Below are 25841 nucleotides of genomic sequence, written 5' to 3'. Positions count from 1 at the left end.
GTCGACGTTCTGACAGTTACTTCCATTCCTTGTCGACGAAACACGGCGAGTCGCCAAACACGCGTAAAACAAGGCTTCCAAGCCACCGAGAGCGAGCAATGTGACAGCGAAATGACGGCAAGATTTCCTGAAGTTCAGGGTTGTCAACAATCTGTCCGCGGGTCATCATCATTGGCATGGCCCACACCGCCACCGACCCGGACGGTGTCCTGATCCGGGATCTCACAAGCGCCGACATCCCAGCCGCGCAAGCGGTCATGATGCGTTCGGTCGTCGAGGACTTCGGGTCCACGTACGACCCCGTCATCCACGCCGACATCGACGACATCCCCGGCTGGTACCTGCAGCCGACCGGCCCCTTCCTCCTGGTCGCCCAGGACACCGCGACCGGAGAAGTGATCGGCACCTGCGGCATCCGCGGCGGCGCGCTCAAGGAGGGGCTCAGCCCTGAGCATCTCGTCGAGCGCTACCGCGACGGACGCACCGGCCAGCTTGTTCGTGTCTACGTACTGAAGGAGCACCGCCGCCGGCACATCGCGAGGGCGCTCGTCCAGGCGACCGTCGAACGTGCCCGGCAGGAGCGCCACTACGACACGATCGCGCTGCACACCTACCCGCACTCCCCCGGCGCACTGCCGTTCTGGCTGTCGGTCGGCTGCGAACTGGTCGAGGACGACGTGAACGGCATGACCAAAGCGATGTTCTTCGAACTCCCCCTCACCGAAAGGACTTCCCTGTGAACCTCGACGCGAAGCGACGCGACCTCTTCATCTTCGTCCCGCAGCCCGGCAAGGCTGCCGAGGCGAAGCAGTACCTGGCCGACTGGCTCCGCTCCCTCGGCGACCACCCCGGGTACCTCGGTGGTTCGGTGCTCGAGGAGACCGCCGGCGAACTGCTCCCGGACACCCTCGTCATGACGCTGGAGTTCGAGTCGACCCACGCGGCCCGCGCACTCTGGCCGAAGATCGAGAACACCATCAACCCGCTGTACCCCGACGACAAGAGCGACAAGAGGCCGGACCAGGGCACTGCCTTCTTCGACGACACCACCGACCTGAACTACACCCGCGGCAACGGACTCCTGGCCCGGATGCTGCACATCCACGCGGCGGTGGCTGACGAGTTCAGCACCGAAACGGCCGCCGCCGGCGCCAGGTAATCCCGTGAGTACGCCACCCGCCCTGTGGCATCCGCAGGCGCACATGCCGACGACGATGCGGGAACGCCTCGTCGTCGCCTCCGCCAACGGCGCCTGGCTGACCACCGAGGACGGTCAACTCCTGCTCGATCTGCCCGCCGGTCTCTGGTTCGCCAACATCGGCCACGCCCGCGAACGGATGGCCGCCGCGGCCGCACAACAGATGACGAGGCTGGAGACCTATCACCTGTTCGGCATCCACGCGAACCGTCCGGCGCTGAACCTTGCCGATCGGCTGCGGGAGCTGGTGCCGATGCGCGATGCGTCGTTCATCTTCACCTCCGGCGGATCCGACTCCATCGACGCGGCCTGCAAACTCGCGCGCCGCTACTGGCAGGAGCTCGGACAGACCGGCAAGACCGTCGTGCTGAGCAGGACGGGTGGCTACCACGGACTCCACGGCTTCGGTACGTCGATCGCCGGCCTGGACTTCAACCGGGCCGGCTACGGCACCGACTCGCTGATCCCCGAAACGGCCCGTGTCCCGCTCGCAGATCTGGCCGAAACGCGCCGGATCATCGAGGAACTCGGCCCTGAACGCATCGCGGCCTTGGTCGCCGAACCAGTTGTCGGTACCGGCGGGGTGCATCCACCGCCCGACGGGTACCTGCCTGGATTGCAGGAACTGTGTCGTGAGTTCGACATCCTGTTCATCGCCGACGAGGTGGTGACCGGCTTCGGCCGCACCGGCGCCTGGTTCGGCAGTGATCGCTGGGAGATCCAGCCTGATCTCATGACGATGGCCAAGGGCATCACGTCCGGCTACCTGCCGCTCGGTGCCGTGGCGGTCTCGGCGCAGGTCTCCGCACCGTTCATGTCCGGCGCGGACGCACCAATCTTCCGGCACGGCATCACGTACTCCGGTCACGCCACCGCCTGCGCGGTCGCGCTGGAGAACCTCGCCGTACTCCAGGAAGAGGATCTGTTGGCCCGGGTGCGGATGCTGGAACCGATCCTCGCCGGCGCTTTCGGATCGCTCGCTTCGTCCGAGCTCGTGCAGGAGGTTCGCTCGATCGGGTTGATGGCTGGGGTGCAGCTGTCGCCCGATGTGCCCGCGGACGACGTGATCCGTGGGTGTCGCGAGGGCGGCGTCCTCACGCGACTGTTGGCCGGCAACACCCTGCATGTCTGTCCGCCGTTCGTCATCACTCCCGACGAGATCCAGTTCGCCGCCGACGTGATGGCGACCGCGATCACAGCGGTTGGGGAAAGGATCGCCGCATGACCACCGTTGCCTGGGGCACCGATGTACTCACGTCGGTCCCGGACGGCTTTCTGACCGACCGCTGGCGCCCGGCCGCCTCCGGCGCCACCTTCGATGTCGTCGACCCGAGCACCGAGCAGGTCATCGCCTCGGTTGCCGACTGTGGACCTGAGGACGCTCTCGCTGCGCTCGCTGCAAGTGCGACCTGGTCCGCTTCGACGCCGCGGGAGCGGGCCGACGTACTGCATCGGCTCTTCGATCTGCTGATCAGTCAACGCGAGCGGCTGGCCCAACTGCTCGTGCTCGAGGTCGGGAAGACCATCACCGAGGCTCGGGGCGAGGTGAACTACGCGGCGGACTACATCCGGTGGTACGCCGAGGAAGCGGTGCGGCCGCACGGACGCAGTACGGTCTCGCCCGACGGGCGGAACCACATCGTCACAGTGGCCGAGCCGGTCGGACCATGTCTGTTGATCACGCCGTGGAACGTTCCGCTGGCGATGGCGGCTCGCAAGGTCGCGCCGGCGCTCGCGGCGGGCTGCACCGCCGTACTCAAGCCGGCCGAGCTGACTCCGCTCGCCTCGCTGGTGTTCGGTGAACTGGTGCTGGAAGCCGGCGCGCCGCCCGGTGTGCTGAGCGTGATCACGACCAGTCGACCGGCTGACGTTTGCGGGCCGCTGCTGGCTGATCCGCGGCTGCGGAAGGTCTCGTTCACCGGTTCCACGGACGTCGGGCGACTGCTGCTCGAACAGAGTGGCCGACGGGTCCTGCGGACGTCGATGGAGCTCGGCGGCAACGCACCGTTCCTGGTCTTCGACGACGCGGATCTCGACCTCGCGGTCCGGGAGGCGATGATCGCGAAGATGCGTCTGGGCGGGCAGTCCTGCGTCGCCGCCAACCGCTTCATCGTCACCGACGGCATCGCGGACGCGTTCGTCAGCGCCCTCGCCGCGCGGATGGCCGCCCTCACCGTCGGGCGCCCGTCCCAGGAGGACACCGACCTCGGCCCGCTCGTCGACCACCGAGCTGTCCAGAAGGTCCGTCGGCTGGTGGACGATGCGGTCGCGAAGGGCGCCGAGATCGTCGCGCAGGCGCAACTCCCCGACGGTCCCGGGTACTACGTCGCTCCAACAGTGCTCGACCATGTACCCCCGACCGCGGACATTCTGCGTGAAGAGGTGTTCGGTCCGGTGGCCGCCGTACGACGGGTCTCCTCCGAGGCCGAGGCCATTGCTGCGGGCAACGACACTGAGCACGGTCTGGCCGCGTTCGTCATCACCCAGGACATCGACCGGGCCCGCCGGGTCGCGAGTCGTCTGCAGACCGGGATGGTCGGGATCAACCGCGGTCTCGTCTCCGACGTCGCCGCACCGTTCGGCGGCGTGAAGCAGTCCGGACTCGGCCGCGAAGGTGGACCGGAAGGACTGCACGAGTACCAGCACTTCAAGTACCTCTCGTCGCCGGGATTCCACTCGTGACGGTCAAGCGACTCGCGCTCATCCCCGGCGACGGCATCGGCGTCCAGGTGATGGAGTCCGCCCAACAGGTGCTCCGCGTCATCGAGCAGTCGTACGACGTGACGCTCGAGCTCACCGAGTTCGACTGGTCCTGCGAGCGGTACCAGCGCACCGGCGCGATGATGCCGCCGGACGGACTGGACCTGCTCGCTCCGCACGACGCGATCCTGCTCGGCGCGGTCGGCTGGCCCGGCGTACCGGATCATGTGTCGTTGTGGGGTCTGTTGATCCCGATCCGGCGAGCCTTTGAGCAGTACGTGAACCTCCGCCCGATGCGGGTCTTCGAGGGTGTGCCGGCACCGGTGCGAGCCGAGTGGTCCGCGGGCACCGACTTCGTGGTCGTGCGGGAGAACTCCGAGGGCGAGTACAGCGAGGTCGGCGGCCGGCTCGGGCACGGACGGTCCGAGGTGGCGTTGCAGCAGGCAACGTTTTCCCGGATCGGGGTCGAGCGGATCGCGGAGTATGCGATGAACCTGGCGGAGCGTCGTAGCGGCCGGGTCCGGTCCGCGACGAAGTCCAACGGGATCATCCACACGATGACGTTCTGGGACCAGGTGGTCGACGAGGTCGCCGCCCGGCATCCGAAGGTGACTGTGACCCGCGAGCACGTCGACGCGCTCGCCGCGCGGATGGTGCTACATCCCACCGACTTCGACGTGGTCGTGGCATCCAACCTGTTCGGCGACATCCTGTCGGACCTCGCCGCGGCGGTCTGCGGCAGCATCGGCATCGCTCCCTCGGCCAACCTCGCACCGGACGGGCCCGGGCCGTCGATGTTCGAACCGGTGCACGGCTCCGCGCCCGACATCGCCGGCCGCGGTCTCGCGAACCCGATCGGGATGCTCTGGTCCGTCGTCCTGATGCTCCAGCAACTCGGCCTCCCGGACCCGGCGACCGCACTCATGTCTGCCATCGAGGAATCGTTACGTGACCCATACACCCGCACCGCCGATCTCGGAGGTACGGCGTCGACCGCCGAGGTGACCGCGTTCGTGACGCGCCGGCTCGCGAAGGAAGGACGAACCGATGACACACGCTGAGGTCGCCGTGATCGGGCTGGGCGCGATCGGGTCGATGACCTTGTGGCGACTCGCCGAACGCGGCATCGCAGTCCACGGCTACGAACGGTTCAGCGCCGGGCACGACCACGGCGCCTCGGCCGGAGAGACCCGGCGCTTCTCCGTCCAGAGCCAGGGCGATCCGCGCTTCACACCACTCGCCGTCGAAGCGCTCGAGCTCTGGCGTGAGCTCAGCGACCACTCGAAGCGCGAGCTCTTCACTCAGACAGGAGGCGTGATCATCGGTCCACAAGGCACACCCGCTCTCGCCTCCGCGATCGCGTCCGCGCAAGAGAACGGGCTCCCCCACGAGGCGCTCACAGCCGACGTACTGCGATCACGCTTTCCGCAGCACGTCGTACGGCCGACCGATGCCGGAGTCATCGATCCGCTCGCGGGGTACCTTCGCCCGGAGGCCGGTGTCAGCTCGGCCATCGCACGTGCCGACGCGTCGGGCGCGACAGTGCGGCTGAACACCGAGGTGCTTGCCGTCGAGCCACGGGACGGCGGGATCGCTGTCATCACGGGTGACGACGAGCAGACGTTCGAGCGGGTCGTTCTGGCACCAGGTGCTTGGGCAGGTGGGCTCGCACCGGAGGCGGTGAGTTCCGTCGTACCGCGTCGGCTGGTGCAGGGGTGGTATCTCGCCCGGCTGGCGAGCGACTACACCGCCGACATCTTCCCGGTGTTCGAGCGTGTCGGCGATGTGTCCGCCTACGGGTTCCCGTCGCTGGACGGGGTCACAGTGAAGGTCGGCGTCAAGTTCGGCGCGCACCCGGTGGTCCAGGACCTGAGGTTCGTCGACCGGTCCGTGCCGGCCGACTACCTGCGCCGCGTGGGCACGGTCATCCGCGAGTACCTTCCCGGGCTCTATCCGGATCCCGCTCGGCTGCAAACGGGTGTCGAGGGCTACAGCACGGACGGACGACCGTACGTGGGACTCTCCCCGACCGACCCGCGCCTCGTGATCACGTGCGGGTTCTCCGGCGCCGGATTCAAGTTCGCGCCCGTGATGGGTGACATCGCCGCCGACCTCGCCACCACGGGCAAGACCAACCGGGACATCACGTTCCTCGCTCCCGGTCGGCAGGCCGCCTGATCGCGGCCTCCAGCCAATCGGTTGCGATCGGCAAGCAACGCTCGTCGAGGTCGAACAGCGGGTGGTGGTGCGGCGCCGGGCTGCTCGCGCCGACCAGCACGAAGGTCGCCGTACCCCCGTCCCGCTGTACTGCGTTCATCAGCAGCGTCACGTCATCGCTCGCCGACATCGGCGCACCGCGCAGTACCTGGACGATCCCGGGGACGCCGTCAGCCGCGACCAGCAGCTCGTCGATCTCGGCCTCGTCGCATCGCGCCGTCAGCGCGCGCCCACTCACATCGACCGCCCAGCCGAGGCCGTACGACAGCCCAACGCCCGCGATGACTTCACGTGCCCGCTCTAGAAGAGACCCGAGCGCCTTGTCACTGTCGGCGCGGAGCTCGACCAGGAGTTCGGCGCGATCCGGGACGATGTTGGCCGCCGTACCGCCGTGCAAGGCGCCGACGTTCAGCCGGGTCACCGCGCCGGCGACCTGCGGAAGAGTGTGCAGCGCAAGCGTCGCCGCAGCAGCACCGAGTACGGCGTGCCGTCCGTCCTGCGGCGCCAGACTCGCATGGGCGGACCGGCCGGTCAGGACCACGCGCCACTTCTCGGTCGCCATCACGCCCAGCGCCGACGCTGCGACCGTACCGACGGGCAGACCGATGCCCAGATGCAGACCGATCATCCGTCGTACGCCGCTCAACGCACCGGCAGCTCCACCAACTCGTCGGGCACTCCCGCGTCACCGGCCCGCCGACGAGCGTCCGCAAGCTCGGCGGACCCCGGTACTCCGGCGCTCGTCGGGAGCCGCAGCACGTCACGACCGAGAGCGATCGCGTCCGCGACCGGCTCGAGGAGTCGTACGACGGTCGCGGCCGTGATGACCTCGGTGAAGCCCAGTTCCGGGCGCGCGTGCAGTGCGCGACGAAGCCGGACCAGCCGATCGGTCGAACCACCGTCGAACATCGCCGCTCCTCTTGCCCTCGGTCATCTGCACTGCTTAGTATCTGCATATGCGCGCAGATACGCAATTGCATAGATCTGACCCGGATGAGGAGCACGTCGCCCTCGCCGTGGAGGTCTTCCGGATGCTGTCCGACCCCACGCGGGTCCGGCTGCTGTGGGCGTTGCTCGACGGCGAGCGGCCCGTGAACGAGCTGGCCGAGGCGGTCGGGAAGTCCCCCGCGGGCGTCTCGCAGCACCTGGCCAAGCTCCGCATGGCCCGGCTGGTCCGGACCCGCAAACAAGGAATCCAGGTCTTCTACCGGATCGAGAACTCCCACGCGAGCCAGCTCGTCGAGGACGCGATCTACCACGCCGAACACTCCAGCGGCGGGTTTCCTGAGCACCACCGGGCCACCGGTTCGGTGACTCACGTCGACCCTGCCGCTGCCACCTGACGAATCAGAGGACGAAGAGCCGATGAGCGCCACAGAACACGACCACAAGCACCCCCACGAGGACACCGCCACCGCCGGGCACGGTCATGGGCACGGTCACGGCCACGAGCAGCAGAAGCACGACGACCATCGGCCGGCCGCCGAGCACGGCGAGGGTCACGGCCATGGGCACGGACATGGGCACGGGCACGGCGCCGGTCACGGGCACGCGCATCACGACGGCTTCCTCGGCAAGCTCAAGGAGATCTTCGTCCCGCACTCGCACGACAGCGCCGACAAGGTCGACTCCGCGCTCGAGGCGAGCCGTGAAGGCATGCGCTGCCTGAAGATCAGCTTCGCCGGCCTGATCCTGACCGCGATCATCCAGACCGTGATCGTCATCTACACCAACTCGGTCGCCCTCCTCGGCGACACCCTGCACAACTACGCCGACGCCCTCACGGCGATCCCACTGGCGATCGCGTTCCTCGTCGGCCGCCGCCTCGCCACGCGTGCGTACACGTACGGCTTCGGCCGCGCCGAGGACCTGGCCGGCATCATCGTCGTGGTCCTGATCGCGTTGTCGTCCGCCTATGCCGGCTACGAGGCCGTCATACGCTTCATCAACCCGTCCGACGTCCGGCACGTCGGCGTACTGATCATCGCCGGAGTCGTCGGCTTCCTCGGGAACGAGGTCGTCGCGCAGTACCGGATCCGTACCGGCAAGCGGATCGGTTCGGCTGCCCTGGTCGCCGACGGGCTGCACGCCCGGACCGACGGATTCACCAGCCTGGCGGTGGTTCTGAGCGCGGTCGGCGCCTGGCTGGGCTTCCCGCTCGCCGACCCGATCATCGGTCTGCTGATCACGATCGCGATCCTGTTCGTTCTTCGCGACGCCGCCCGCGAGGTGTACCGCCGGCTCATGGACGCGGTCGACCCCGCCCTCGTCGACCAGACCGAGCAGATCATCCGGTCCATGCCTGGGGTGATCGATGTCCGCGGCATCCAGCTCCGCTGGCTCGGCCACAGCCTCCGCGCCGAGGCCAGAATCGCCGTCGACACGAACACGTCCCTCACCGACGCGCACCACCTGAGCCACCAGGTCGAGCACGACCTGATCCACGGCGTACGACGCCTCTCGTCCGCCACGATCCACACCGAGCCCCTCGACCCGGAAGCAGCTCACCAACTGGTCGCGCATCACCAGTAGCAAATGCGGGGGTACGGCACGTTCGACGTACCCCCGCACCCGGCTACCGGCGGGGCCAGGCGGCGTTGCGGAGCAGGCGGAGGCCGTTGAGGCCCACGATGATCGTCGAGCCTTCGTGGCCGGCGACACCGAGTGGGAGCGGGAGATGGCCGACGAGGTCCCAGATCACGAGACCGGTGATGAACGTTGCCGCGATGACGAGGTTGGCGATCACGACACGGCGAGCACGTCGCGACAGCTCGATCACGGCGGGGATGGTGGTGAGGTCGTCGCGTACGACGATCGCGTCGGCGGTCTGCAAGGTCAGGTCGGAGCCGGCGCCGCCCATCGCGATACCGGCATGCGCGGCGGCCAGCGCGGGCGCGTCGTTGATCCCGTCCCCCACCACGGCCACACGCGCACCATCGGCCTGCAGCCGACGTACCTCGGCGGCCTTGCCATCGGGCAGCAGTTCGGCCCGGACCTCGTCGATCCCGACCTGCGTGGCCACCGTGCTCGCCGCCGTCGCGTTGTCTCCGGTCAGCAACACCGGCCCGTCGCCGGTCAGCCGACGGACGTTCGCAACGACACCGGCTGCCTCGGAGCGAAGCTCGTCGACAAGCCCGAACACCGCGACCGGCAATTCGTCCACGGACATCACAACGGCCGTCGCCCCGAACGCCTGCAACCGGCGCACCTCGGTGAGATCTTCCCGCGGAGCAGCGATGCGAACGGCGCGACCGTCGACCCGCGCGGAGATCCCACGGCCGGCGGTCGCCTGGAAGTCGTCAACCGGCAGCAGGTCGATCTTGCGCTCGCGAGCGGCCCGAACGATCGCGGCGCCGAGCGGGTGCTCGCTCGCGTGCTCGGCCGACGCGGCCAGCCGCAGTGCGTCGGCGTCGGAGAGGTCTGCGAGGAGACGGATCTCCGACAACTGGGGTGCGCCCCGCGTCAACGTTCCCGTCTTGTCGAACGCGACCCGGGTCGTTGCGCCGAGCGACTCCATGACGACCGCGGACTTCACCAGTACGCCGTGCCGGCCGGCGTTCGCGATCGCGGCCAGCAACGGCGGCATCGTCGCCAGCACCACCGCGCACGGCGAGGCGACGATCATGAACGTCATTGCCCTCAGCAACGTGGCGGTGAAATCGTGACCGAGCAACAGCGGGACGACGAGTAGCAGCACTGTCATCGTGACCATACCGACCGAGTACCGCTGCTCGACCTTCTCGATGAACAACTGCGTCTTCGCCTTGGTCTTCGATGCTTCCTCGACGAGCGCGGCGATCCGCGCCACCACCGACTCCTCGGCGGAACGGTCGACGCGCACGCGCAGTACGCCGGTTCCGTTGACCGTCCCCGCGAACACCTCATCACCCGACGCCTTGTCCACCGGCAGCGGCTCACCGGTGATGGTGGCCTGATCGACCTCGCTCGATCCGTCGAGCACGGTCCCGTCAGCGCCGACACGCTCCCCCGGGCGAACCAGGATCTCGTCACCGATCACGAGTTCACGGACCGGTACGACGTCCTCCGCCGTACGACTGACCCTCGTCGCGGTGTCGGGCGCCAGGTCCAGGAGTCCGCGGACCGAGTCCTCCGTGCGCTTCGTCGCGACGGCCTCCAGTGCGCCCGACGTCGCGAAGATGACGATCAGCAACGCGCCGTCCAGCACCTGCCCGATGGCCGCGGCCGCGATCGCCGCCACAACCATGAGGAGGTCGACATCCAGCCGACGTTCGCGAAGCTCTTGCAGACCTGCCCAACCGGGCTCCCATCCCCCGGCCGCGTAGCACGCCAGGAACAGCGGCCAAGTCAGCCACCCAGGCGCCCCTGCCAGCTGGGCCACCAGCCCCGTGGCGAACAGTGCGGTGGCCGCAGTCGCCCATCGCACCTCCGCCAGGGTCCATGCGGCTGACCACCAGCCGCCGGCACGTTCGTTCAGCCGGCTGATGTCGGGTGCTCGGGAGTCGTTGAGTTGGATCGTCACCCGATTAGCCTACATGCGCAAACATGCAGGTACGCACACAGGCAGGCAAGCAGGTAGCGCTACGATCGACCCATGCACTCGTCGATCGAAGACTTCGAGATGCCGAACGAGGAGCAGGTGCACCTCGCGGCCGAGTCGTTCCGCCTGCTCGCCGACCCCACCCGGATCAAGGTGCTCTGGGCCCTCCTGCAGGGCGAATCGTCGGTGGCGTGTCTGGCCGAACTCGCCGGCGCCGCCCCCACCGCCGTCAGTCAGCATCTCGCCAAACTCCGCCTCGCCGGCCTCGTCAAAGGCCGCCGCGAAGGCACCTTCGTCTACTACTCGGCCGCCGACGACCACGTCCAGGGTCTCCTGGCCCAAGCCCTCTTCCACGCCGACCACATCGACCGCGGCTCAGCGGTCGGCCACGGTCCGAACGACGCCGCATCACGAAACGCAGCCACTCCGTAACCTGGTGGCGCAAGGGAATCCCGCGTGGGGATGGTCACAGCGCGTAGGGAACCATCCGACTGTCGGTGAGCGTTGTCCGCTGTGGATGCCGATTGACCCGGGAGGTGGCATGGGCCGATGGACGGCCGCGGTGATCACCGCGGTGCTCGCGGCTCTGCTGTTCCACGGCACTCTTTCGCACACCGTCGTACAGTCGGTCGCAATCGAGCGTGCTGCCGAACGTACCGACCTCGGGGTCGTCGATACCGCGGACGGCGACCCAGCGCACGACTCAGAACACCCGCCGGCCTCGGACACGGAGCGCCTCGCGATCTCCGGCGCCGGTCAGGCCCAACCGGGAACCGATGCCGCCGCTCTGTCGGCGGATGGCATCGTCGACGCGCGTGCCACGACGTTGCACTCCCGCCTGGCACGTGACCACCAGGCCCGGAGTGTCCGTATCGCGCCCTGCTCCATCGCGTTGCAGATCTTCCGCTGCTGACAGACCCACGCGCCTGGATCCGTTGCTGACCCCCGCGACCTCATGCCACGGCCGGGTCCGCTCCTGCCTGCCCTCGCAGGCCCGCAGCCGTTCCACGCGCTCTCTGTGACATCGCCTCCCGCACTCACTCAGAGACCGAGGTCTTTCCATGTATCGCCTGATCGACAACGCACGCCGTCATCCGCAACGGGTGGCCGAGTTCCGCACCGAACTCGCCAGACTCGCCAAGGCCCAGCAACCCGACGCCCTACTCCTCTCCTGTTCGGACTCGCGCATTGTTCCCGGACCGCTCTGACATGCGCCATCCAGATTCGAAGGACACATCGTCGCCTCGCTTCCCCTTCCTGACCAAGGACATCGCCGCCTCTCTGGTCGTGTTCCTGGTCGCCTTGCCGCTGTGCATCGGCGTCGCCGTCGCCTCCGGCGTACCCGCGGAACTCGGCCTCGTCACCGGCATCGTCGGCGGCCTGATCACCGGCTTGCTCCCTGGGAGCAGCCTGCAGGGTCTCCGGACCGGCTGCCGGGCTGACCGTGCTCGTGTTCGAAGCGTCCTCGACAAGCAACGCCCGCCGCCGCTACATTGCACATGTGAAGAGATCTGCAGATGTGGCCTTTAGCAACCGAAAGTCGGCCGAGTCGGCATGAGCGGGCACGGACACGGGCACCCGACAGCCACCGGAGAGCACCGGCGCGCACTGATCGGCGCCTTGATCGCGTCGCTCGCCATCCTGGTTGTCGAAGTGGTCGGCGCCATGGTGTCCGGCAGCCTCGCGCTGCTCGCCGACGCCGGACACGTCGTCGCGGACTCCAGCGGCGTCGCCCTGGCACTCGCCGCGGCAACACTCGCCGCCCGCCCGCCGAGCGGCCGGCGCACGTTCGGCTGGGCCCGGGCCGAGATCCTGGCCGCCGCCGCGAACGGCCTGATCCTGACCGGAATGGGCCTCTACGTCCTCGTCCAGGGCGTACGCCGCCTGGTCGAACCGGGCCAGGTCGAAGCGGGATCGATGGGCATGTTCGCGCTTGTCGGGCTATTGGGAAACCTGGTCGCGCTGGCGCTGCTCTTCCGTGCCCGCGGCGCAAGCCTGAACCTGCGGGGCGCGTTCCTGGAGGTCGCCACCGACACGGCGGCCTCGGTCGGCGTTCTGATCGCCGCGATCGTCATCGCCACCACCGGATTCGTCCGCGCCGACGCTCTCGTCTCCGTGGCGATCGGGTTGCTGATCCTGCCGCGGGCGGTACGTCTGCTGCGTGACGCCGTACACATCCTGCTCGAGGCCGCACCCGGCGACATCGACCTTGACGAGCTCCGGCGGAACATCGAAACCGTGGAACACGTCACCGAGGTCCACGACCTGCACGTCACCACAGTGACCTCCGGTCAGCCGGTCCTCTCTGCGCATGTCGTGGTCGAGGAGACGTGTTTCCAGGACGGTTACGCTCCCCGGCTACTCGATCAATTGCAGGCGCGCGTCAGGAAGGACTTCGACGTCGAGCACGCGACATTCCAGCTCGAGCCGAGCGGACATGTCCGACACGAACAACCCCAGCACGCCTAATGGATGGTGACCGGATGGCAATGGCAATCGCCGCACTTGCGCTCTGCGCGACCTGGCTGACAGTCGTCTTCGGCTGGCGCAGTCTCGACCAACGCCGCCGTACGGGCGACACCGGCTTCCGCCGACTCACCGGCCGGCCCGGAACCGCTGCCTGGTGGGCCGGACGCCTGTTCGCCCTCGCGTTGATCGCCGGCCTGCTTGCGCCACTCGCGGATCTCCTCGGCCTCCCGACGATCCCCGGCCTGCAGCACACAACCATCGGCATTCTCGGCGGCGTCGTCGCCGTACTCGGAGGCGTCGGGACCGTTGTGGCCCAACACGCCATGGGTACGACGTGGCGCGTCGGGGTCGATGCACACGAACGGACCGATCTGGTGTCGACCGGCCTTTTCCGCCTCTCCCGCAACCCGTTCTTCACCTTCACGGCCGTCGCAGCGGCAGGACTCGCGGCAATGACCCCCAACCTCGTCGCCATCGCCGCACTCGTCACCCTCATCACCGCCATCCAACTCCAGGTCCGCGTAGTCGAGGAACCACACCTAACCAGGCTCCACGGCACGACGTACCGCAACTACGCAGCCGCAGTCGGCCGATTCGTCCCACTGCTGGGCCGCAGTGGCAGGTGAGCGGCCAGTGCCAACCCGGCCGCTCAGCTGAGGCTCAGAATTGGCTGCTAGCTTCGCGCCGGTGAACTGGTTCTCCGCCGTCGTCCTCGGCCTCGTTCAGGGACTCACCGAGTTCCTTCCCATCTCCTCGTCGGCCCACCAGCGGGTCGTCGCTGTCCTGGCCGGCTGGCCCGACCCCGGCGCAGCCTTCACCGCGGTCACACAGCTCGGCACCGAGGCCGCCGTACTGATCTACTTCCGGCGTGACATCGCCCGGATCATCGCGACCTGGTCGAGATCACTCGTACGCCGCGAACTGCGCAGCGACCCGGACGCCAAGCTCGGTTGGTACGTGATCATCGGAACCATCCCGATCGCCGTACTCGGCCTCGTCCTGCAGGATCACATCGAAACCGCGTTCCGCGATCTGCGGCTGGTCGCCGCGGCGCTGATCGGCTTCGGCATCGTTCTGGGGATCGCCGACCGCGTCGCCGCCGACGACAAGCCACTCACCCGGCTCACGAGCGGCAACGCCATCGCGTACGGATTCGCCCAGGCGCTGGCGCTGATCCCCGGCGTGTCCCGCTCCGGCGGCACCATCACCGCCGGACTCCTCATGGGCTACCGGCGCGAGGCCGCCGCCCGCTACTCGTTCCTGCTCGCGATTCCCGCCGTACTCGCCTCCGGGCTCCTCCAGCTCACCAAGATCGGAACCGATGGCGACACCCCGGCCTGGGGACCGACACTGCTCGCGACGGGCATCGCGTTCGTCGTCGGGTACGCCGCCATCGCCTGGTTCCTGCGCTACATCACCACCCACAGCTTCACCGGCTTCGTCATCTACCGGATCGCGCTGGGAACCGTCCTTCTAGGCCTCACAACCACGGGAGCACTGCCGCACTGAACGTCAGCGTGGTGGGCGGAGTACGGCGAACGGATCGGTGACGGTCAGCTCGCGGGCCACGAACTTGTAGACGGTCGCTGGACGGCCGCCGCTCTGGCCCGGGCTGGCTCGCCGTTCGGTCGGGTCGATCACGTGCCTGCGGGTCAGGACGCGGGTGAGATTCGTGGCGCCGAGCTCATAGCCGAGCGCGGCACCGAACAGATCACGGAGCTCCGCGATGGTGAACTCCAGCGGCGCCAGCGCGAAACCGATATTCGTGTACGACAGTTTCGCGCGCAACCGCGCGACCGCGGCCTCGATGAAGAAGTGATGATCGAACGCGGTCCGCGGCAGCTCGTCGACCGGGTGCCACAGCGTGTCGGACGGAAGCTTCGGCTGTACGTCGGACGGCACCAGGCCCAGATAGGCCGTCGCCAGCACGCGGGCCCGCGGATCACGATCGATCGCGCTGTGCGTGGCCAACTGTTCGAGGTGCGCGACGTCGCGTACGTCGACCTTCGTCGCAAGGTGCCCGGTGATGGCGTCCCGGAGCCGCTCGGTGGACTCGACCCCGCCGCCGGGAAGCGCCCAACGGGCGCGGTACGGGCTCTGTCCGCGTTTCCACAGCAGCACACACAGCCTGCCGTCGCGAACGGACAGGACCACGGCGAGCACCTCGTGCGGGTAGCTGGGGAAGTTAACCGGATCACCTTTCTTGGCTGCGAGCACGAGGCCGATGGTAGCGTGCATCTAGTTATCGCCTCGGAAGCGAAAACATCACGGAGAGCAGGACAGCAGATGCAACTGACGACGGAGACGGTCCGGACCGCGGTGGCGGCCGCACTGATCGAGGACCAGGCGGCAGACGATGTCACCACCCGATGGAGCGTCCCGGAGGCGCTGGAGGTCGAGGCGACGATGATCGCCAAGCAGTCCGGTCGCGTGGCCGGCCTGACTGTCGTACAGGAGGTGTACGCCGCCGTCGATCCCACCGTGAAGGTACGGGCAGCTGTTGCCGACGGCGATCCGGTGGTCCCGGGGCAGCCGCTGGCGTGGATCAGCGGCGCGGCGCGGTCGGTCATCACCGGCGAGCGCGTGGCGCTGAACTTCGCACAACGGATGTCGGGCATCGCAACCCTCACGTCGGCATTCGTCGCCGCGATCGGAGCGCGTCCGGTCGCGCTCCTCGACACGCGAAAGACAGCACCCGGCCTCCGGACCATGGACAAGTACGCCGTGAGTTGCGGCGGCGGCACCAATCACCGGCTCGACCTGTCCGCCATGGTGCTGCTCAAGGAGAACCATCTGGCCGCGGCCGGCGGCGTCCTTCCGGCCGTTCGCCGAGTTCGGGAGGGCATGTCCGCGGACGACAACGCCGTGGCGATCGAGGTCGAAGTCACCACTGCCGACGAGGCTCGCGAAGCGCTGGGCTGCCAGGTCGAGTGGATCCTGCTGGACAACATGACGGTCGAGCAGATGGCCCAGATCGTCGAGCAGCGCAACACCTCCGGCTCCACCACCCGACTCGAAGCCTCCGGCAACATCACCCTGGACACCATTGCGGAGGTCGCCGCCACCGGCGTCGATGCCATCTCGGTCGGCGCCCTGACCCACTCCCCTACTGCACTTGACATCAGCCTGCTGGTGGCCTTGCCATCTCCAGTTATCGCTCAATAAGCGAAAACTCCCCGAAAGGAGGACCTGTTGTGACCACAGCAATCACCTGGCAGGAAGAGGTACGTCGCCTCGCCCAGGAGCGCGATGCGGTGATACTCGCCCACAACTACCAGGAACCGGCGATCCAGGACGTGGCCGACCACGTCGGCGACTCACTCGCACTGTCGCGCATCGCGGCGAGTACCGATGCGTCCACGATCGTGTTCTGCGGCGTGCACTTCATGGCGGAAACCGCCAAGCTTCTCAGCCCGGACAAGACCGTGCTGATCCCGACGGCCCAGGCGGGCTGCTCGCTGGCGGACACCATCGATGCCGACCAGCTTCGGGCCTGGAAGGCTGAGCACCCCGACGCCGTTGTTGTTGCCTATGTCAACACGAGCGCGGCGGTGAAGGCCGAGGCGGACGTCTGCTGTACGTCGTCCAACGCGGTGGACGTGGTGAACTCGATTCCGGCGGATCGGCCGATCCTGTTCCTGCCCGACCAGTTCCTCGGCGCGCACGTCCGGCGGCAGACCGGCCGGGACAACATCGAGGTGTGGATGGGCGAGTGTCATGTGCATGCCGGCATCAGCGCGGCCGACCTGCGCGCTCAGGTAGCCGCCGATCCCGAGGCCGAGGTCCTCGTGCACCCCGAGTGCGGCTGCGCGTCATCGGCCATCTGGCTCGCCGGCGTGGGCGATCTTCCGGCCGAGCGGACCCACATCCTGTCCACCGCCGGCATGCTGGACACCGCTCGCGGCCTGACTTCGAAGACGGCTCTGGTCGCGACGGAGATCGGCATGCTCCACCAACTGCGCAAGGTCAACCAGCAGACGACGTTCCTGCCGGTGAACCCGAAGGCCTCGTGCCGCTTCATGAAGATGATCACCCCGGAGCTGCTGGTGCGGTGCCTACGGGAGGGACGCGACGAGATCCAGCTGCCGCCTGAGGTCGTCGAGCGGGCCCGGCGTTCGGTCGAGCGGATGGTTGCCATCGGCAAGCCTGCGGGTGCTCGATGACGCGCGTGGCCGATGTCGTCGTCATCGGCTCCGGCGTGGCGGGCCTGTCGACCGCACTCGGTCTCGCGGCGACCCGTCGGGTGATCCTGCTCAGTGCCGGCGACGGCAGCACGCCCTGGGCGCAGGGCGGCATCTCGGCCGCGTACGGCGACGACGATCCGCTCGACCACTGGCACGACACCGAGGTTGCGGGCGCGGGATTCTGCGATCCCCGCAACGTACGGGCGTTGGTCGAGGAGGGACCGCAGCGGCTTGCCGAACTCATCGCTCACGGGGCGCGCTTCGACCGCAACGGTGACGGCTCGCTGTCGAAGACCTTGGAGGGCGGCCACAGCCGTCCCCGGGTCGTGCACGCCGGCGGCGACGCCACCGGCGCTGAGGTCCATCGCGCGCTCCTCGCCGCCCTGCAGCGAAGCAACGTTCAGACGGTGACCGGGCGTACCGTCGGTCTGCTGCAGTCGGAGTCCGGAAGCGTGGTCGGGGTGCTCGTCGAGACGGGCACCGAGCTCACACAGATCGAGGCGCGCGCCGTCGTACTGGCCACTGGCGGTATCGGCAACGCGTACCTGGCCAGCACCAATCCCGCGGCGGTGCGCGGTGACGGGATCGCCTTGGCGTTGCGCGCCGGTGCGTCGCTGGTGGACATGGAGTTCGTCCAGTTCCATCCGACCGCGCTCCACACCGGGGAGACGAGCGGCCAGTTGCCCCTGGTCACCGAGGCGGTCCGTGGCGAAGGCGCCGTACTGCGCGACGTCCACGGCCGTCGGATCATGGCCGGACGGCATCCGCAGGCCGACCTGGCGCCACGAGACATCGTCGCCCGGGCGATCGAGGCGACGATGCGCCGCGACGGATCCGACCATGTCTGGCTGGATGCGACAGCGGTCGCGCCGGACGTACTCCGGAAGCGGTTCCCGACCGTACTGGCCTCGTGCGCACGCATCGGCGTCGACCTCTTGTCCGAGCAGATCCCGGTCGCGCCGGCCGAACACTTCCTGTGCGGCGGCGTTCGGACCGATCGGAACGGCGCAACCGACGTACCCGGCCTGTACGCCGTCGGCGAGGTCGCCGCGACCGGCGTCCACGGGGCCAACCGGCTCGCCTCGAACAGCCTGCTGGAAGGACTCGTCTTCGGGCGACGCGTCGCAACGGCCTTGACCCTCGACCTCCCCGCGAAGGACCTCGGCCGCACCCGTGAGGTCACGCTCGGCGAGGATCGTCAGCCGGAGCAGATTCGCACGATCCTCAGCAGGTACGCCGGTATCCGTCGCGACGGCGCCGGTCTGAACGCCGCCACGGACGAGCTCGACACGATGGGCACCGGACCGCTAGCGACGGTGGCGCGGGCTGTCGTCGTCGCGGCGACCGCACGGCAGGACAGCCGCGGCTGCCACTGGCGTTCCGACTATCCGCAGGCCGACGAACGATGGGACGAGCACATCGTCGTACGCCTCAACCAGGAAGGCCGACCGACTACGCGCCGACTTCTTTCCTCGGCGTCTTCGGCGTAGCTGCGTAGTGGTGTTCAGTCTGTGGTTCGCGGGCGGCGGAGGTGTCTGCTCAGCGCGGTGCAGCCGACGAAGACGATCAGGGAGAGGAGCGCGTAAACCGCGGCGTGGTCCAGGAGCAGGAGCCAGCCCGGGCCGAGAAGAGTCGGTAGCGCGATCGCGACACCGATACCGAAGGCCGGCACTCGCTGGCGGATCGACAGTACGACGACGGTGACCATGGTCACGAGCATTCCGGCGAGGATGCCGGGGAGAAAGCCGGCCGCGACTCCCAGGCAGTCCTCGTCGGGTTCACACTCCATCGACCCGACCACGCCCAGCACGATCGCGACGACCGCGCCAACCCCCAGACCGAGGCCCACAGCACGCAACAAGCTGAACCAAACCGCCTGCGACCAGCTACGTTCACGCATCGGAGCACGGTACGACACCCACGGGTCGCCACCTGCCCGAGACCGTCGACAGGCTCTGTTTCACGCCAACCGACAGGTGTAGCGTCGATTAGACAGAACGCGTGGCATCGTCGATCACGCGCCGGCCCGCCGATAGGTGCCCTTGGCATCGATTCGGTGCATCCCCTTGCCGGCTTCAGGGCTCAGCTGCAGTTCAGGAAGGGGAACGCCATGGCAGACGACAACGTCCAGCACAACCTCAAGGGTATGGACGACCTCGACTTCACCGGGTGGAACAACGCCGACTGGGACGGTGTCTTCGCCGACCACCACACCGACGACGTCCTCGTCGACTGGAAAGGCCAGCCGCCGACGACGGGTGTCGCGCAGCACATCGACGCGATGAAGGCGTTCGTCGAATCGGCAGGGGGAACGCCGCCGCAGATCACTGCCCACCCGATCTCTTTCGGTTCCGGGGAGTGGACCTGCGTCGTCGGCGAGTTCGAGGGCGGCGGCCGGATGGTCACCGTCGCCAAGTGGCGCGACGGCGCGATCGCCGAGGAATACATCTGGTCGTAACCCTCGCAGTGTGTAGTACCCCGGTACGACGCGCAGCCCGAAGATCAGGCCGCGGTACCACGATCGGGCGCGTCACGCTGCCTAGCTTGGACGACGAGAGCGACCGAGCACCTGGTGCATGGAGTCAAGGGCGGCGTGATGATCGAGGCACGACAACTGAGCAAGAAGTACGGCGAGACGATCGCGGTCGACGGGCTGGAATTCACCGTGCGACCTGGTTCCGTGACCGGGTTCCTCGGACCGAACGGTGCGGGCAAGTCAACGACGATGCGCATGATCATCGGACTCGACGCTCCCAGCCACGGCACGGTCACCGTCAACGGGAAGCACTACCGGGACCACGCCGCCCCGCTGCAGGAGGTCGGAGCGCTGCTGGAGGCAAAATCCGTCCATCCGGGCCGCACCGCCGTCAATCACCTGCTCGCCCAGGCCTACACGCACGGAATCCCCCGCAGGCGCGTCGACGAGGTCATCGAGCTCACCGGCCTGCAGTCCGTGGCGAAGAAGCGCGCCGGCCAATTCTCACTCGGTATGGGGCAGCGGCTGGGAATCGCGTCGGCCTTCCTCGGCGATCCGGCCACTGTCATGCTCGACGAGCCGGTGAACGGCCTGGACCCTGAAGGCGTCCTGTGGATCCGGAACCTCCTGACCGGCCTCGCCGCCGACGGAAGGACCGTTTTCGTCTCCTCCCACTTGATGAGCGAGATGGCCCTGGTCGCCGACCGACTGATCATCGTCGGCCGCGGTCGCCTGCTGGCCGACACGAGCGTCGAAGAACTCGTGCGCGAGGCCGGTGGCGACACCGTGCGTGTCCTGACCGCGGATCCGGCGCGACTGCGCGACGTACTGGCGGGGCCGGGCGTGGAAGTCGTCGGGCGATCTGGTTCCGAGGAACTCGAGATCACCGGGCTCTCGGCTCGCTCCGTCGGAACGACCGCGGCCGAACACGGCATCGCGTTGTACGAACTGACCACGAAGAAGGTGTCCCTGGAGAAGGCGTTCATGGATCTGACGCGGGACGATGTCGTCTACCACGGCACCACCGAGCTCGCGGAGCGTGCAGCATGAGCGTCGTCGCGTCGCCGAAGCCCTCCGGCAGCGGATCGGCGGTTTCCGAGAAGCCGCGGTACCGCGTCACCGGTCCTCGGGTTCTCCGCTCGGAAACCGCCAAGCTCTGGTCCCTACGCTCGACCTGGACCACGCTCGGGCTCGGCCTGCTGTTCTTGATTGCCTTCGGCATCATCGCCGCGGCGCGTTATCACTCGCTCGTCACCTCCGGCCGGCGAATGGACCCGGACTTCGCCGATTCCACCACGCTCAGTCTCGCGCTCTTCGGCGTACCACTCTCGCAGTTGGCGCTCGGCGTACTGGGAGTTCTGGTCATGGCCGGCGAGTACTCGACCGGGACGATCCGCTCCACGTTGGCCGCCGTTCCGCGGCGACTCCCGGTGTTGTGGTCGAAGGCCGCCGTGTACTTCGTGGTTGCCTTGGCGATCGCTCTGGTCGGGACCTTCACGGCGTTCCTCGTCGACAGTCGAATCCTGACCGGGACGCGGGCCGCGCTGACGATCTCTGACGCGGGCGTCGTACGAAGCCTGTTCGGCGCGACGCTGTACCTCGCCCTCGTCGGCGTACTCGGTGTCGCCCTGGGCGCGATGCTGCGGTCCGTCGCCGGCGCCATCTCGGCTCTGGTGGCGGCACTCATGCTGGTGCCGGGACTGATCTCGCTGCTGCCGACCTCGTGGCACAACGCGATCCAGCCGTACCTTCCGAGCTTCGCGGGCGAGTCGATGTACGCACTGCATCAGGCACCGCACACTCTGTCGCCAGGTCATGGACTTCTGGTCTTCGTCGGGTGGTCAGCCCTGGCCCTCGCTGCGGCCGCCTGGCGCCTCGTACGGAGCGACGCCTGAGCAGCATGAACGGGAACCCGTGTTGATCGACGGTCACAATGGACATGTGACCGCGACTGACAGCGCGCGGACGACGCCGATCGCCGACGCAACCGTCGCCGACCCGGATCCGTTGTGGCAGCACCCCTTGGTACTGCGCCTCGGCCGGATCGGCCGACGGTTGCGGCGCTGGGACCAGGCCCACCCCTGGACACTCGACACCCTGGTGGTCGTCGCGGCCCTGCTGCTCTTCTGCCTACCAGACCTCGTGCGCGACAACCGCCCACGCGAACTCGACGGGTTCTTCGCGCAGATTCCACTCTGGGCGACGGTTGCCCTGCAGGCCGGCCTGATCCTCCCCCTCTTCCTGCGCCGACGAGCACCGATGACGGCTCTCGTCCTGATCGCCACAGTGTTCGCGCTGCAATGGTCGCTGCCGGTGTTTCTCAGGGCCGATGTCGCTCTGTTCATCGCGCTCTACAGCCTGACGCTCCACAGCACGCTCCGGCGACTGCTGCTGGCCTGCGCGATCACCATCGTCGTACTGACACTTGCTCTCGTCCGGATCTCCGCGTTCGCGTCGGTGGCCGAGGTGGCGTTCTTCCTGGTCTGTGCCTCCACGGCGGCTGTCGCTCTCGGGCTCGTCGTCCGGATTCGGCGATCGCAGCTCGCCGGGCTGCGGGAGCGCGCGGCTCGGCTCGAGATCGAGCGAGATCAGCGCAGCGCCCTCGCGGTCGCCGGAGAACGAGCGCGCGTGGCCCGCGAGATGCACGACATCCTCGGGCACAACCTGTCGGTCATCATCCGACTCGCCGACGGCGGAGCGTACGCCGTCCGGACCAATCCTGCGCGAACGGCCGAAGCGCTCACCCTGATCGGCGAGACCGGACGCGAGGCGCTCAACGATCTACGACGTACCCTCGGCGCCCTGCGCGACGAGCCCGCCGTCGCGGACCTCGCACCGCAGCCGGGGATCGCCGACCTCGACGCGCTGTGTGACCGGATCCGGGCGGCGGGACCTCGGCTGACCTATCGGACCGCGGGCGTGCTCCCATCCGACCGCGGTCTGCAGTTGGCGACGTACCGGATCGTGCAGGAAGCGTTGACCAATTCGCTCAAGCACGCTGGCCCGGAGACCGAGGTGCGCGTTTCGCTCGAGGTGCAGCACGATCACCTGCGGATCCTGGCCGAGGACAGCGGCCCGACGCCTGCTTTCCGACCGACGAGGCCGATGGCGGACGGGCAGGGTCTGATCGGGATGCGCGAGCGGGCCGCACTGTACGGCGGGACAGTCACGGCCGGGCCGTCCAGCGCCGGTGGTTGGACTGTGCACACCGAGCTCGAACTGCCGCCCATCGACGAGGGAGCACCGTGACCACCGTCTTGATCGTTGACGATCAGCCCCTGCATCGGCTCGGTCTCCGGATTCTGCTGGAGTCGGTCGACGAGACCCAGGTGGCGGGCGAGGCCGGCAGCGGTTCCGAAGCAGTACGGCGGACCGCGGAGCTACACCCCGATGTTGTCTTGATGGATATCCGGATGCCCGGGATGGACGGTATCGAGGCGACCCGCCAGATAGTGGCCAGCGGCAACCGGTCTCGCGTGCTGGTCCTGACGACCTTCGACCTCGACGAGTACGCACACGCCGCGCTCAGAGCCGGAGCGAGCGGCTTCCTCCTGAAGGACGCCAGACCGGACGAACTGCTGGGCGGCATCCGCGCAGTCGCCGCCGGCGACGCGATCATCGCTCCGGCCATGACCCGCCGGCTCCTCGACTCCTACGCCCACCGCCTGCCACGCGCTGATCGCGACCACGACGACGCGAAGGTCCGAGCCCTCACAGACCGCGAACGCGAGATCCTGATCGCCATCGCCCAAGGCTGGACCAACCCCGAGATCGCCGAACGCCTGCACCTGTCCGAGTCGACCGTCAAGACCCACGTCGGCCGAGTCCTCGCCAAGATCGGCGCCCGAGACCGAGTCCAAGCCGTCATCTTCGCCTACGACGCCGGCCTGGCGTACCCGAATCCTTCCTAGACCCCGGTGACCGTCGAGGCGAGCGGTGGCAGGTTGGTATGCCACCGGCTACACCCCTCGTGCACCGCCACAGCTAATGCCGTGGCACGAGCCACACATCCAGTACAGACTGGCAAAAGGGAGAAGGAGGGGCAGAGTGGAAACCTCGACGATGGCTGCGGCCGAGGCGTTCGTGGCCGACCGGCTCAATGTTGACTTCGCCGGGACCGGGTTGGACACGGTGGAGTTCCGCTACGACCCGTCCTGGTCCCACTCGGCCGGAGATGACGTCATCCTCGTCTGTGGCGGGCACGAGTTCCCGGTCGATGTGGAGGACGTTGAGGCCGCCTGCGCGTTCGCGGCCGACCGGTTGCAGGATGACGCGATGGATGAACTCAACCGTCCATGGCCCGAGCTGATCGGGCCTGGCGGTGAGTACCTGGGCGTGCTGGCGGTGCTGACGGATCCGGGGCCTGGGGTAGCGACCTGGGCGCTGAGAGGGCAGCCGTTCTGCGCGGTCGGGCACCTGCTCCGATCCGTCCAAGCGGCAGGCGTGCGCATCAGCACCGCCCCGGAGTAACCGCTCCCGGGCACGAACCACTGCTCGGCGGCAGCACCGATCCAACGCCACCAGTCACCGGAATCAGCCAGGCTTCACGCCCAGATCGTTCTGATTGTCCGCCAGCCTCAACCACCAAATCCCCGTACGGCGCTGTGCTGCGCGTCGGTCAGAATCCGGTCATGTGCTGATTTTGAAGTTTGCCGATGTCACCAGCTCGGCCAGCTGGTTGGGGGTGAACACCGGTTGCGTCAACGGTGAGCGGCTCTGGTCGTCGGTCTTCTTGGCCTGCGCGAGATACACGACGGTGCCGTCGGGGTGGCGGTAGGCGGCCCATTGGTCGTAGGTGGCGCGGCCCTTTGTGGTGAGTACGCCGACCTTCTTGCCGGCTACGTCGATGACGGTGCAGGTGCCGGTGCCGCCCCAGAAGCGTTGCGCGAGCTTGCATGGGGTTGTCGCCGGCTTGCCGTCGGGGGTGGTTGACTGCGCGAGCAGCTGGCCGACTCGGCCGTCTTTCTGCACGGGGATGATGGCCTGGTAGTCCCAGTAGTCCTGTTCACCGTCATTGGACGCGTACTGGGCTTGCGGCCATCTCATCGGGCGGCCGTCTGCGTACTTCAGGTTCGGCGTGGTGAATCCTGCCGGTACGGACGAGCTCAGCTCATCCATCAGCGCCACAGCCCGGTCGGCGCGTGGGCCCGTGGTCGCCGTACGGTCGATCTGGCCCTCCGGCCACGGGTCCGTAGACTTCCGCGTGGTCGTTGCCTTCGGTGTTACGGTGGCGACGGCTCGCGGCGTGGACACAGGCTGCGGCGTGCCGGTGGCACTCGCCACCATCGGGCCCGTCGGTCGGCCGGCGGTGAAATGCGCGACCAGCGCTGGACCGGCCCCGATGCCAACCACCAGCGTGACGGCGGCGGCCCCTGTCAATGCCGCCGTACGGCGCTTGCGCGTTCGGCGGGCCCGGGCGAGGGCGCTCGCAGGGTCCATCGACGGCGGCGGACTACTGCGCACCATGACGTCGTGCAACGCCTCGCTCAGATCCTCTTCCTTCATCGAACCTTCTCCTCTTCCAGCAGGCCGCGCAGCGTCGCCAGCCCGCGCGCGGCCTGGCTCTTGACATTTCCTGCCGAGCAGTCGAGCAGCGCGGCTGTCTGCTCGACGGACAGGTCCTCCCAGTACCGCAGGACCAGGACGGCGCGTTGCCGCGGCGGCACCTTCGCGAGCGCCTCCAGCAACACGAGCCGTTCGTCGGCGAGGCCGGACGACGGCGTGACGCGTTCGGTCTCCGAAGACCCGACCGACTCGTGCCGGAACCATCCCCGGCGCCGCTCGGACAGGAAGGTCCGCACGAGCGTCTGCCTGGTGTAGCTGTCCATGACCTCGTGCCGCTGGATCCGGCGCCACGCGAGATAGATCTTCGTGAACGTCTGCTGAACCAAGTCCTCCGCGCGATGCCAGTCGCCGCACAGCAGGTACGCCGTACCGCGCATGGCGTCCGACCGCGCCGCGAAGTACGCCTCGAACGCGGCGTCCCGGTCACTCATGTGCCCTCCAGATCCTCGGTACCGGGTTAGACACGCCTACGAGTGCAAAGTTGGTTGCATCGGCCCGGCCATCAATTCATCG

General features: G+C 68.1%; 31 protein-coding genes. 24 read left to right on the top strand and 7 right to left on the bottom strand.

Annotated elements, in window-relative coordinates; all coding sequences use genetic code 11:
* Positions 1 to 176 precede the first annotated feature (176 nt).
* Genes ACWGID_RS19500 through solA form a run of 6 tightly spaced genes read left to right on the top strand, consistent with a single transcriptional unit; the run spans position 177 to position 6076 of the window.
* Positions 177 to 740 (top strand): N-acetyltransferase family protein, encoded by a 564-nt coding sequence (locus ACWGID_RS19500; RefSeq protein ID WP_452198377.1) that lies wholly within the window; start codon positions 177 to 179, stop codon positions 738 to 740.
* Positions 737 to 1159 (top strand): hypothetical protein, encoded by a 423-nt coding sequence (locus ACWGID_RS19495; RefSeq protein ID WP_452198375.1) that lies wholly within the window; start codon positions 737 to 739, stop codon positions 1157 to 1159. The genes ACWGID_RS19500 and ACWGID_RS19495 overlap by 4 nt, the downstream gene beginning before the upstream one ends.
* A gap of 4 nt (positions 1160 to 1163) precedes the next feature.
* On the top strand, positions 1164 to 2423 hold the full coding sequence (locus ACWGID_RS19490) for an aminotransferase family protein (RefSeq protein WP_452198374.1): 1260 nt from the start codon (positions 1164 to 1166) through the stop codon (positions 2421 to 2423).
* Positions 2420 to 3880: an NAD-dependent succinate-semialdehyde dehydrogenase gene (locus tag ACWGID_RS19485; RefSeq protein ID WP_452198372.1), complete on the top strand. Its 1461-nt coding sequence runs from the start codon at positions 2420 to 2422 to the stop codon at positions 3878 to 3880. The genes ACWGID_RS19490 and ACWGID_RS19485 overlap by 4 nt, the downstream gene beginning before the upstream one ends.
* Positions 3877 to 4959: a tartrate dehydrogenase gene (locus ACWGID_RS19480; RefSeq protein ID WP_452198370.1), complete on the top strand. Its 1083-nt coding sequence runs from the start codon at positions 3877 to 3879 to the stop codon at positions 4957 to 4959. Before ACWGID_RS19485 ends, ACWGID_RS19480 begins: the two co-directional genes overlap by 4 nt.
* Positions 4946 to 6076, top strand: coding sequence for an N-methyl-L-tryptophan oxidase (gene solA, locus ACWGID_RS19475; RefSeq protein ID WP_452198368.1), 1131 nt, complete (start codon positions 4946 to 4948; stop codon positions 6074 to 6076). The genes ACWGID_RS19480 and solA overlap by 14 nt, the downstream gene beginning before the upstream one ends.
* On the opposite strand, the gene ACWGID_RS19470 is transcribed toward solA, so the two are convergent.
* Both ACWGID_RS19470 and ACWGID_RS19465 read right to left on the bottom strand, forming a co-directional pair.
* Entirely contained in the window at positions 6042 to 6761 is a 720-nt protein-coding gene (locus tag ACWGID_RS19470; RefSeq protein WP_452198367.1) for a peptidase dimerization domain-containing protein, read from the bottom strand. The genes solA and ACWGID_RS19470 overlap by 35 nt on opposite strands.
* The gene (locus tag ACWGID_RS19465; RefSeq protein ID WP_452198365.1) at positions 6758 to 7024 is read right to left on the bottom strand and encodes a hypothetical protein; all 267 of its coding nucleotides are present in this window, start codon (positions 7022 to 7024) and stop codon (positions 6758 to 6760) included. Before ACWGID_RS19465 ends, ACWGID_RS19470 begins: the two co-directional genes overlap by 4 nt.
* A 65-nt stretch (positions 7025 to 7089) precedes the next feature.
* On the opposite strand from ACWGID_RS19465, the gene ACWGID_RS19460 reads away from it, so the two are divergent.
* Positions 7090 to 7458, top strand: a complete 369-nt coding sequence (locus ACWGID_RS19460) for an ArsR/SmtB family transcription factor (RefSeq protein ID WP_452198363.1) — start codon at positions 7090 to 7092, stop codon at positions 7456 to 7458.
* Between the two features lie 22 nt (positions 7459 to 7480).
* Positions 7481 to 8647 (top strand): cation diffusion facilitator family transporter, encoded by a 1167-nt coding sequence (locus ACWGID_RS19455; RefSeq protein ID WP_452198361.1) that lies wholly within the window; start codon positions 7481 to 7483, stop codon positions 8645 to 8647.
* Between the two features lie 43 nt (positions 8648 to 8690).
* Here the strand turns inward: ACWGID_RS19455 and ACWGID_RS19450 are convergent, their stop codons facing one another.
* Positions 8691 to 10616: a heavy metal translocating P-type ATPase gene (locus tag ACWGID_RS19450; protein ID WP_452198359.1), complete on the bottom strand. Its 1926-nt coding sequence runs from the start codon at positions 10614 to 10616 to the stop codon at positions 8691 to 8693.
* Between the two features lie 72 nt (positions 10617 to 10688).
* Between ACWGID_RS19450 and ACWGID_RS19445 the strand changes: the two genes are divergently transcribed.
* The 7 genes from ACWGID_RS19445 (at position 10689) to ACWGID_RS19415 (ending at position 14612) form a co-directional block, all read left to right on the top strand.
* Positions 10689 to 11066, top strand: a complete 378-nt coding sequence (locus tag ACWGID_RS19445; RefSeq protein ID WP_452198357.1) for an ArsR/SmtB family transcription factor — start codon at positions 10689 to 10691, stop codon at positions 11064 to 11066.
* A 109-nt stretch (positions 11067 to 11175) separates the two neighbouring features.
* On the top strand, positions 11176 to 11547 hold the full coding sequence (locus ACWGID_RS19440) for a hypothetical protein (protein WP_452198355.1): 372 nt from the start codon (positions 11176 to 11178) through the stop codon (positions 11545 to 11547).
* A gap of 148 nt (positions 11548 to 11695) precedes the next feature.
* The gene (locus tag ACWGID_RS19435) at positions 11696 to 11842 is read left to right on the top strand and encodes a hypothetical protein (protein WP_452198353.1); all 147 of its coding nucleotides are present in this window, start codon (positions 11696 to 11698) and stop codon (positions 11840 to 11842) included.
* 1 nt (position 11843) lies between these two features.
* Complete coding sequence (locus tag ACWGID_RS19430; RefSeq protein WP_452198352.1) at positions 11844 to 12164, top strand: SulP family inorganic anion transporter; 321 nt, start codon at positions 11844 to 11846, stop codon at positions 12162 to 12164.
* 24 nt (positions 12165 to 12188) lie between these two features.
* The gene (locus tag ACWGID_RS19425) at positions 12189 to 13103 is read left to right on the top strand and encodes a cation diffusion facilitator family transporter (protein WP_452198350.1); all 915 of its coding nucleotides are present in this window, start codon (positions 12189 to 12191) and stop codon (positions 13101 to 13103) included.
* Positions 13104 to 13117: 14 nt separating this feature from the next.
* The gene (locus ACWGID_RS19420) at positions 13118 to 13729 is read left to right on the top strand and encodes a methyltransferase family protein (RefSeq protein WP_452198348.1); all 612 of its coding nucleotides are present in this window, start codon (positions 13118 to 13120) and stop codon (positions 13727 to 13729) included.
* Positions 13730 to 13790: 61 nt separating this feature from the next.
* Positions 13791 to 14612 carry an undecaprenyl-diphosphate phosphatase gene (locus ACWGID_RS19415; protein WP_452198346.1) on the top strand — a complete coding sequence of 274 codons (822 nt, stop codon included), beginning with the start codon at positions 13791 to 13793 and terminating at the stop codon, positions 14610 to 14612.
* A 3-nt stretch (positions 14613 to 14615) separates the two neighbouring features.
* Here ACWGID_RS19415 and ACWGID_RS19410 read toward each other — a convergent pair whose 3' ends face one another.
* On the bottom strand, positions 14616 to 15341 hold the full coding sequence (locus ACWGID_RS19410; protein ID WP_452198344.1) for an NUDIX hydrolase: 726 nt from the start codon (positions 15339 to 15341) through the stop codon (positions 14616 to 14618).
* Between the two features lie 48 nt (positions 15342 to 15389).
* On the opposite strand from ACWGID_RS19410, the gene nadC reads away from it, so the two are divergent.
* Genes nadC through nadB form a run of 3 tightly spaced genes read left to right on the top strand, consistent with a single transcriptional unit; the run spans position 15390 to position 18777 of the window.
* Positions 15390 to 16268 carry a carboxylating nicotinate-nucleotide diphosphorylase gene (gene nadC, locus ACWGID_RS19405; protein ID WP_452198343.1) on the top strand — a complete coding sequence of 293 codons (879 nt, stop codon included), beginning with the start codon at positions 15390 to 15392 and terminating at the stop codon, positions 16266 to 16268.
* Positions 16269 to 16297: 29 nt separating this feature from the next.
* Positions 16298 to 17266, top strand: a complete 969-nt coding sequence (nadA, locus tag ACWGID_RS19400) for a quinolinate synthase NadA (RefSeq protein WP_452198341.1) — start codon at positions 16298 to 16300, stop codon at positions 17264 to 17266.
* The gene (gene nadB / locus ACWGID_RS19395) at positions 17263 to 18777 is read left to right on the top strand and encodes an L-aspartate oxidase (protein ID WP_452198339.1); all 1515 of its coding nucleotides are present in this window, start codon (positions 17263 to 17265) and stop codon (positions 18775 to 18777) included. Before nadA ends, nadB begins: the two co-directional genes overlap by 4 nt.
* A 14-nt stretch (positions 18778 to 18791) precedes the next feature.
* Here the strand turns inward: nadB and ACWGID_RS19390 are convergent, their stop codons facing one another.
* Positions 18792 to 19187 carry a hypothetical protein gene (locus tag ACWGID_RS19390; protein ID WP_452198338.1) on the bottom strand — a complete coding sequence of 132 codons (396 nt, stop codon included), beginning with the start codon at positions 19185 to 19187 and terminating at the stop codon, positions 18792 to 18794.
* 210 nt (positions 19188 to 19397) lie between these two features.
* On the opposite strand from ACWGID_RS19390, the gene ACWGID_RS19385 reads away from it, so the two are divergent.
* The 6 genes from ACWGID_RS19385 (at position 19398) to ACWGID_RS19360 (ending at position 24233) form a co-directional block, all read left to right on the top strand.
* Positions 19398 to 19745, top strand: a complete 348-nt coding sequence (locus ACWGID_RS19385; RefSeq protein ID WP_452198336.1) for a hypothetical protein — start codon at positions 19398 to 19400, stop codon at positions 19743 to 19745.
* A 138-nt stretch (positions 19746 to 19883) separates the two neighbouring features.
* Positions 19884 to 20813, top strand: a complete 930-nt coding sequence (locus ACWGID_RS19380) for an ABC transporter ATP-binding protein (RefSeq protein WP_452198334.1) — start codon at positions 19884 to 19886, stop codon at positions 20811 to 20813.
* Complete coding sequence (locus ACWGID_RS19375; RefSeq protein WP_452198332.1) at positions 20810 to 21658, top strand: hypothetical protein; 849 nt, start codon at positions 20810 to 20812, stop codon at positions 21656 to 21658. The genes ACWGID_RS19380 and ACWGID_RS19375 overlap by 4 nt, the downstream gene beginning before the upstream one ends.
* Before the next feature lie 46 nt (positions 21659 to 21704).
* On the top strand, positions 21705 to 23012 hold the full coding sequence (locus ACWGID_RS19370; protein ID WP_452198330.1) for a sensor histidine kinase: 1308 nt from the start codon (positions 21705 to 21707) through the stop codon (positions 23010 to 23012).
* On the top strand, positions 23009 to 23674 hold the full coding sequence (locus ACWGID_RS19365) for a response regulator (protein WP_452198328.1): 666 nt from the start codon (positions 23009 to 23011) through the stop codon (positions 23672 to 23674). Before ACWGID_RS19370 ends, ACWGID_RS19365 begins: the two co-directional genes overlap by 4 nt.
* Before the next feature lie 136 nt (positions 23675 to 23810).
* Positions 23811 to 24233, top strand: coding sequence for a hypothetical protein (locus ACWGID_RS19360; protein WP_452198326.1), 423 nt, complete (start codon positions 23811 to 23813; stop codon positions 24231 to 24233).
* 159 nt (positions 24234 to 24392) lie between these two features.
* Here ACWGID_RS19360 and ACWGID_RS19355 read toward each other — a convergent pair whose 3' ends face one another.
* Together ACWGID_RS19355 and ACWGID_RS19350 are read right to left on the bottom strand one after the other, a co-directional pair.
* Positions 24393 to 25268 (bottom strand): hypothetical protein, encoded by an 876-nt coding sequence (locus tag ACWGID_RS19355; RefSeq protein ID WP_452198325.1) that lies wholly within the window; start codon positions 25266 to 25268, stop codon positions 24393 to 24395.
* Positions 25265 to 25759, bottom strand: coding sequence for a SigE family RNA polymerase sigma factor (locus ACWGID_RS19350; RefSeq protein WP_452198324.1), 495 nt, complete (start codon positions 25757 to 25759; stop codon positions 25265 to 25267). The genes ACWGID_RS19355 and ACWGID_RS19350 overlap by 4 nt, the downstream gene beginning before the upstream one ends.
* Positions 25760 to 25841 lie beyond the last annotated feature (82 nt).

The sequence above is a fragment of the Kribbella sp. NPDC054772 genome, from assembly GCF_053611945.1.
The sequence above is the reverse complement of the archived record's forward strand: the minus strand, read 5'-3'. Positions and strand labels throughout refer to the sequence as shown.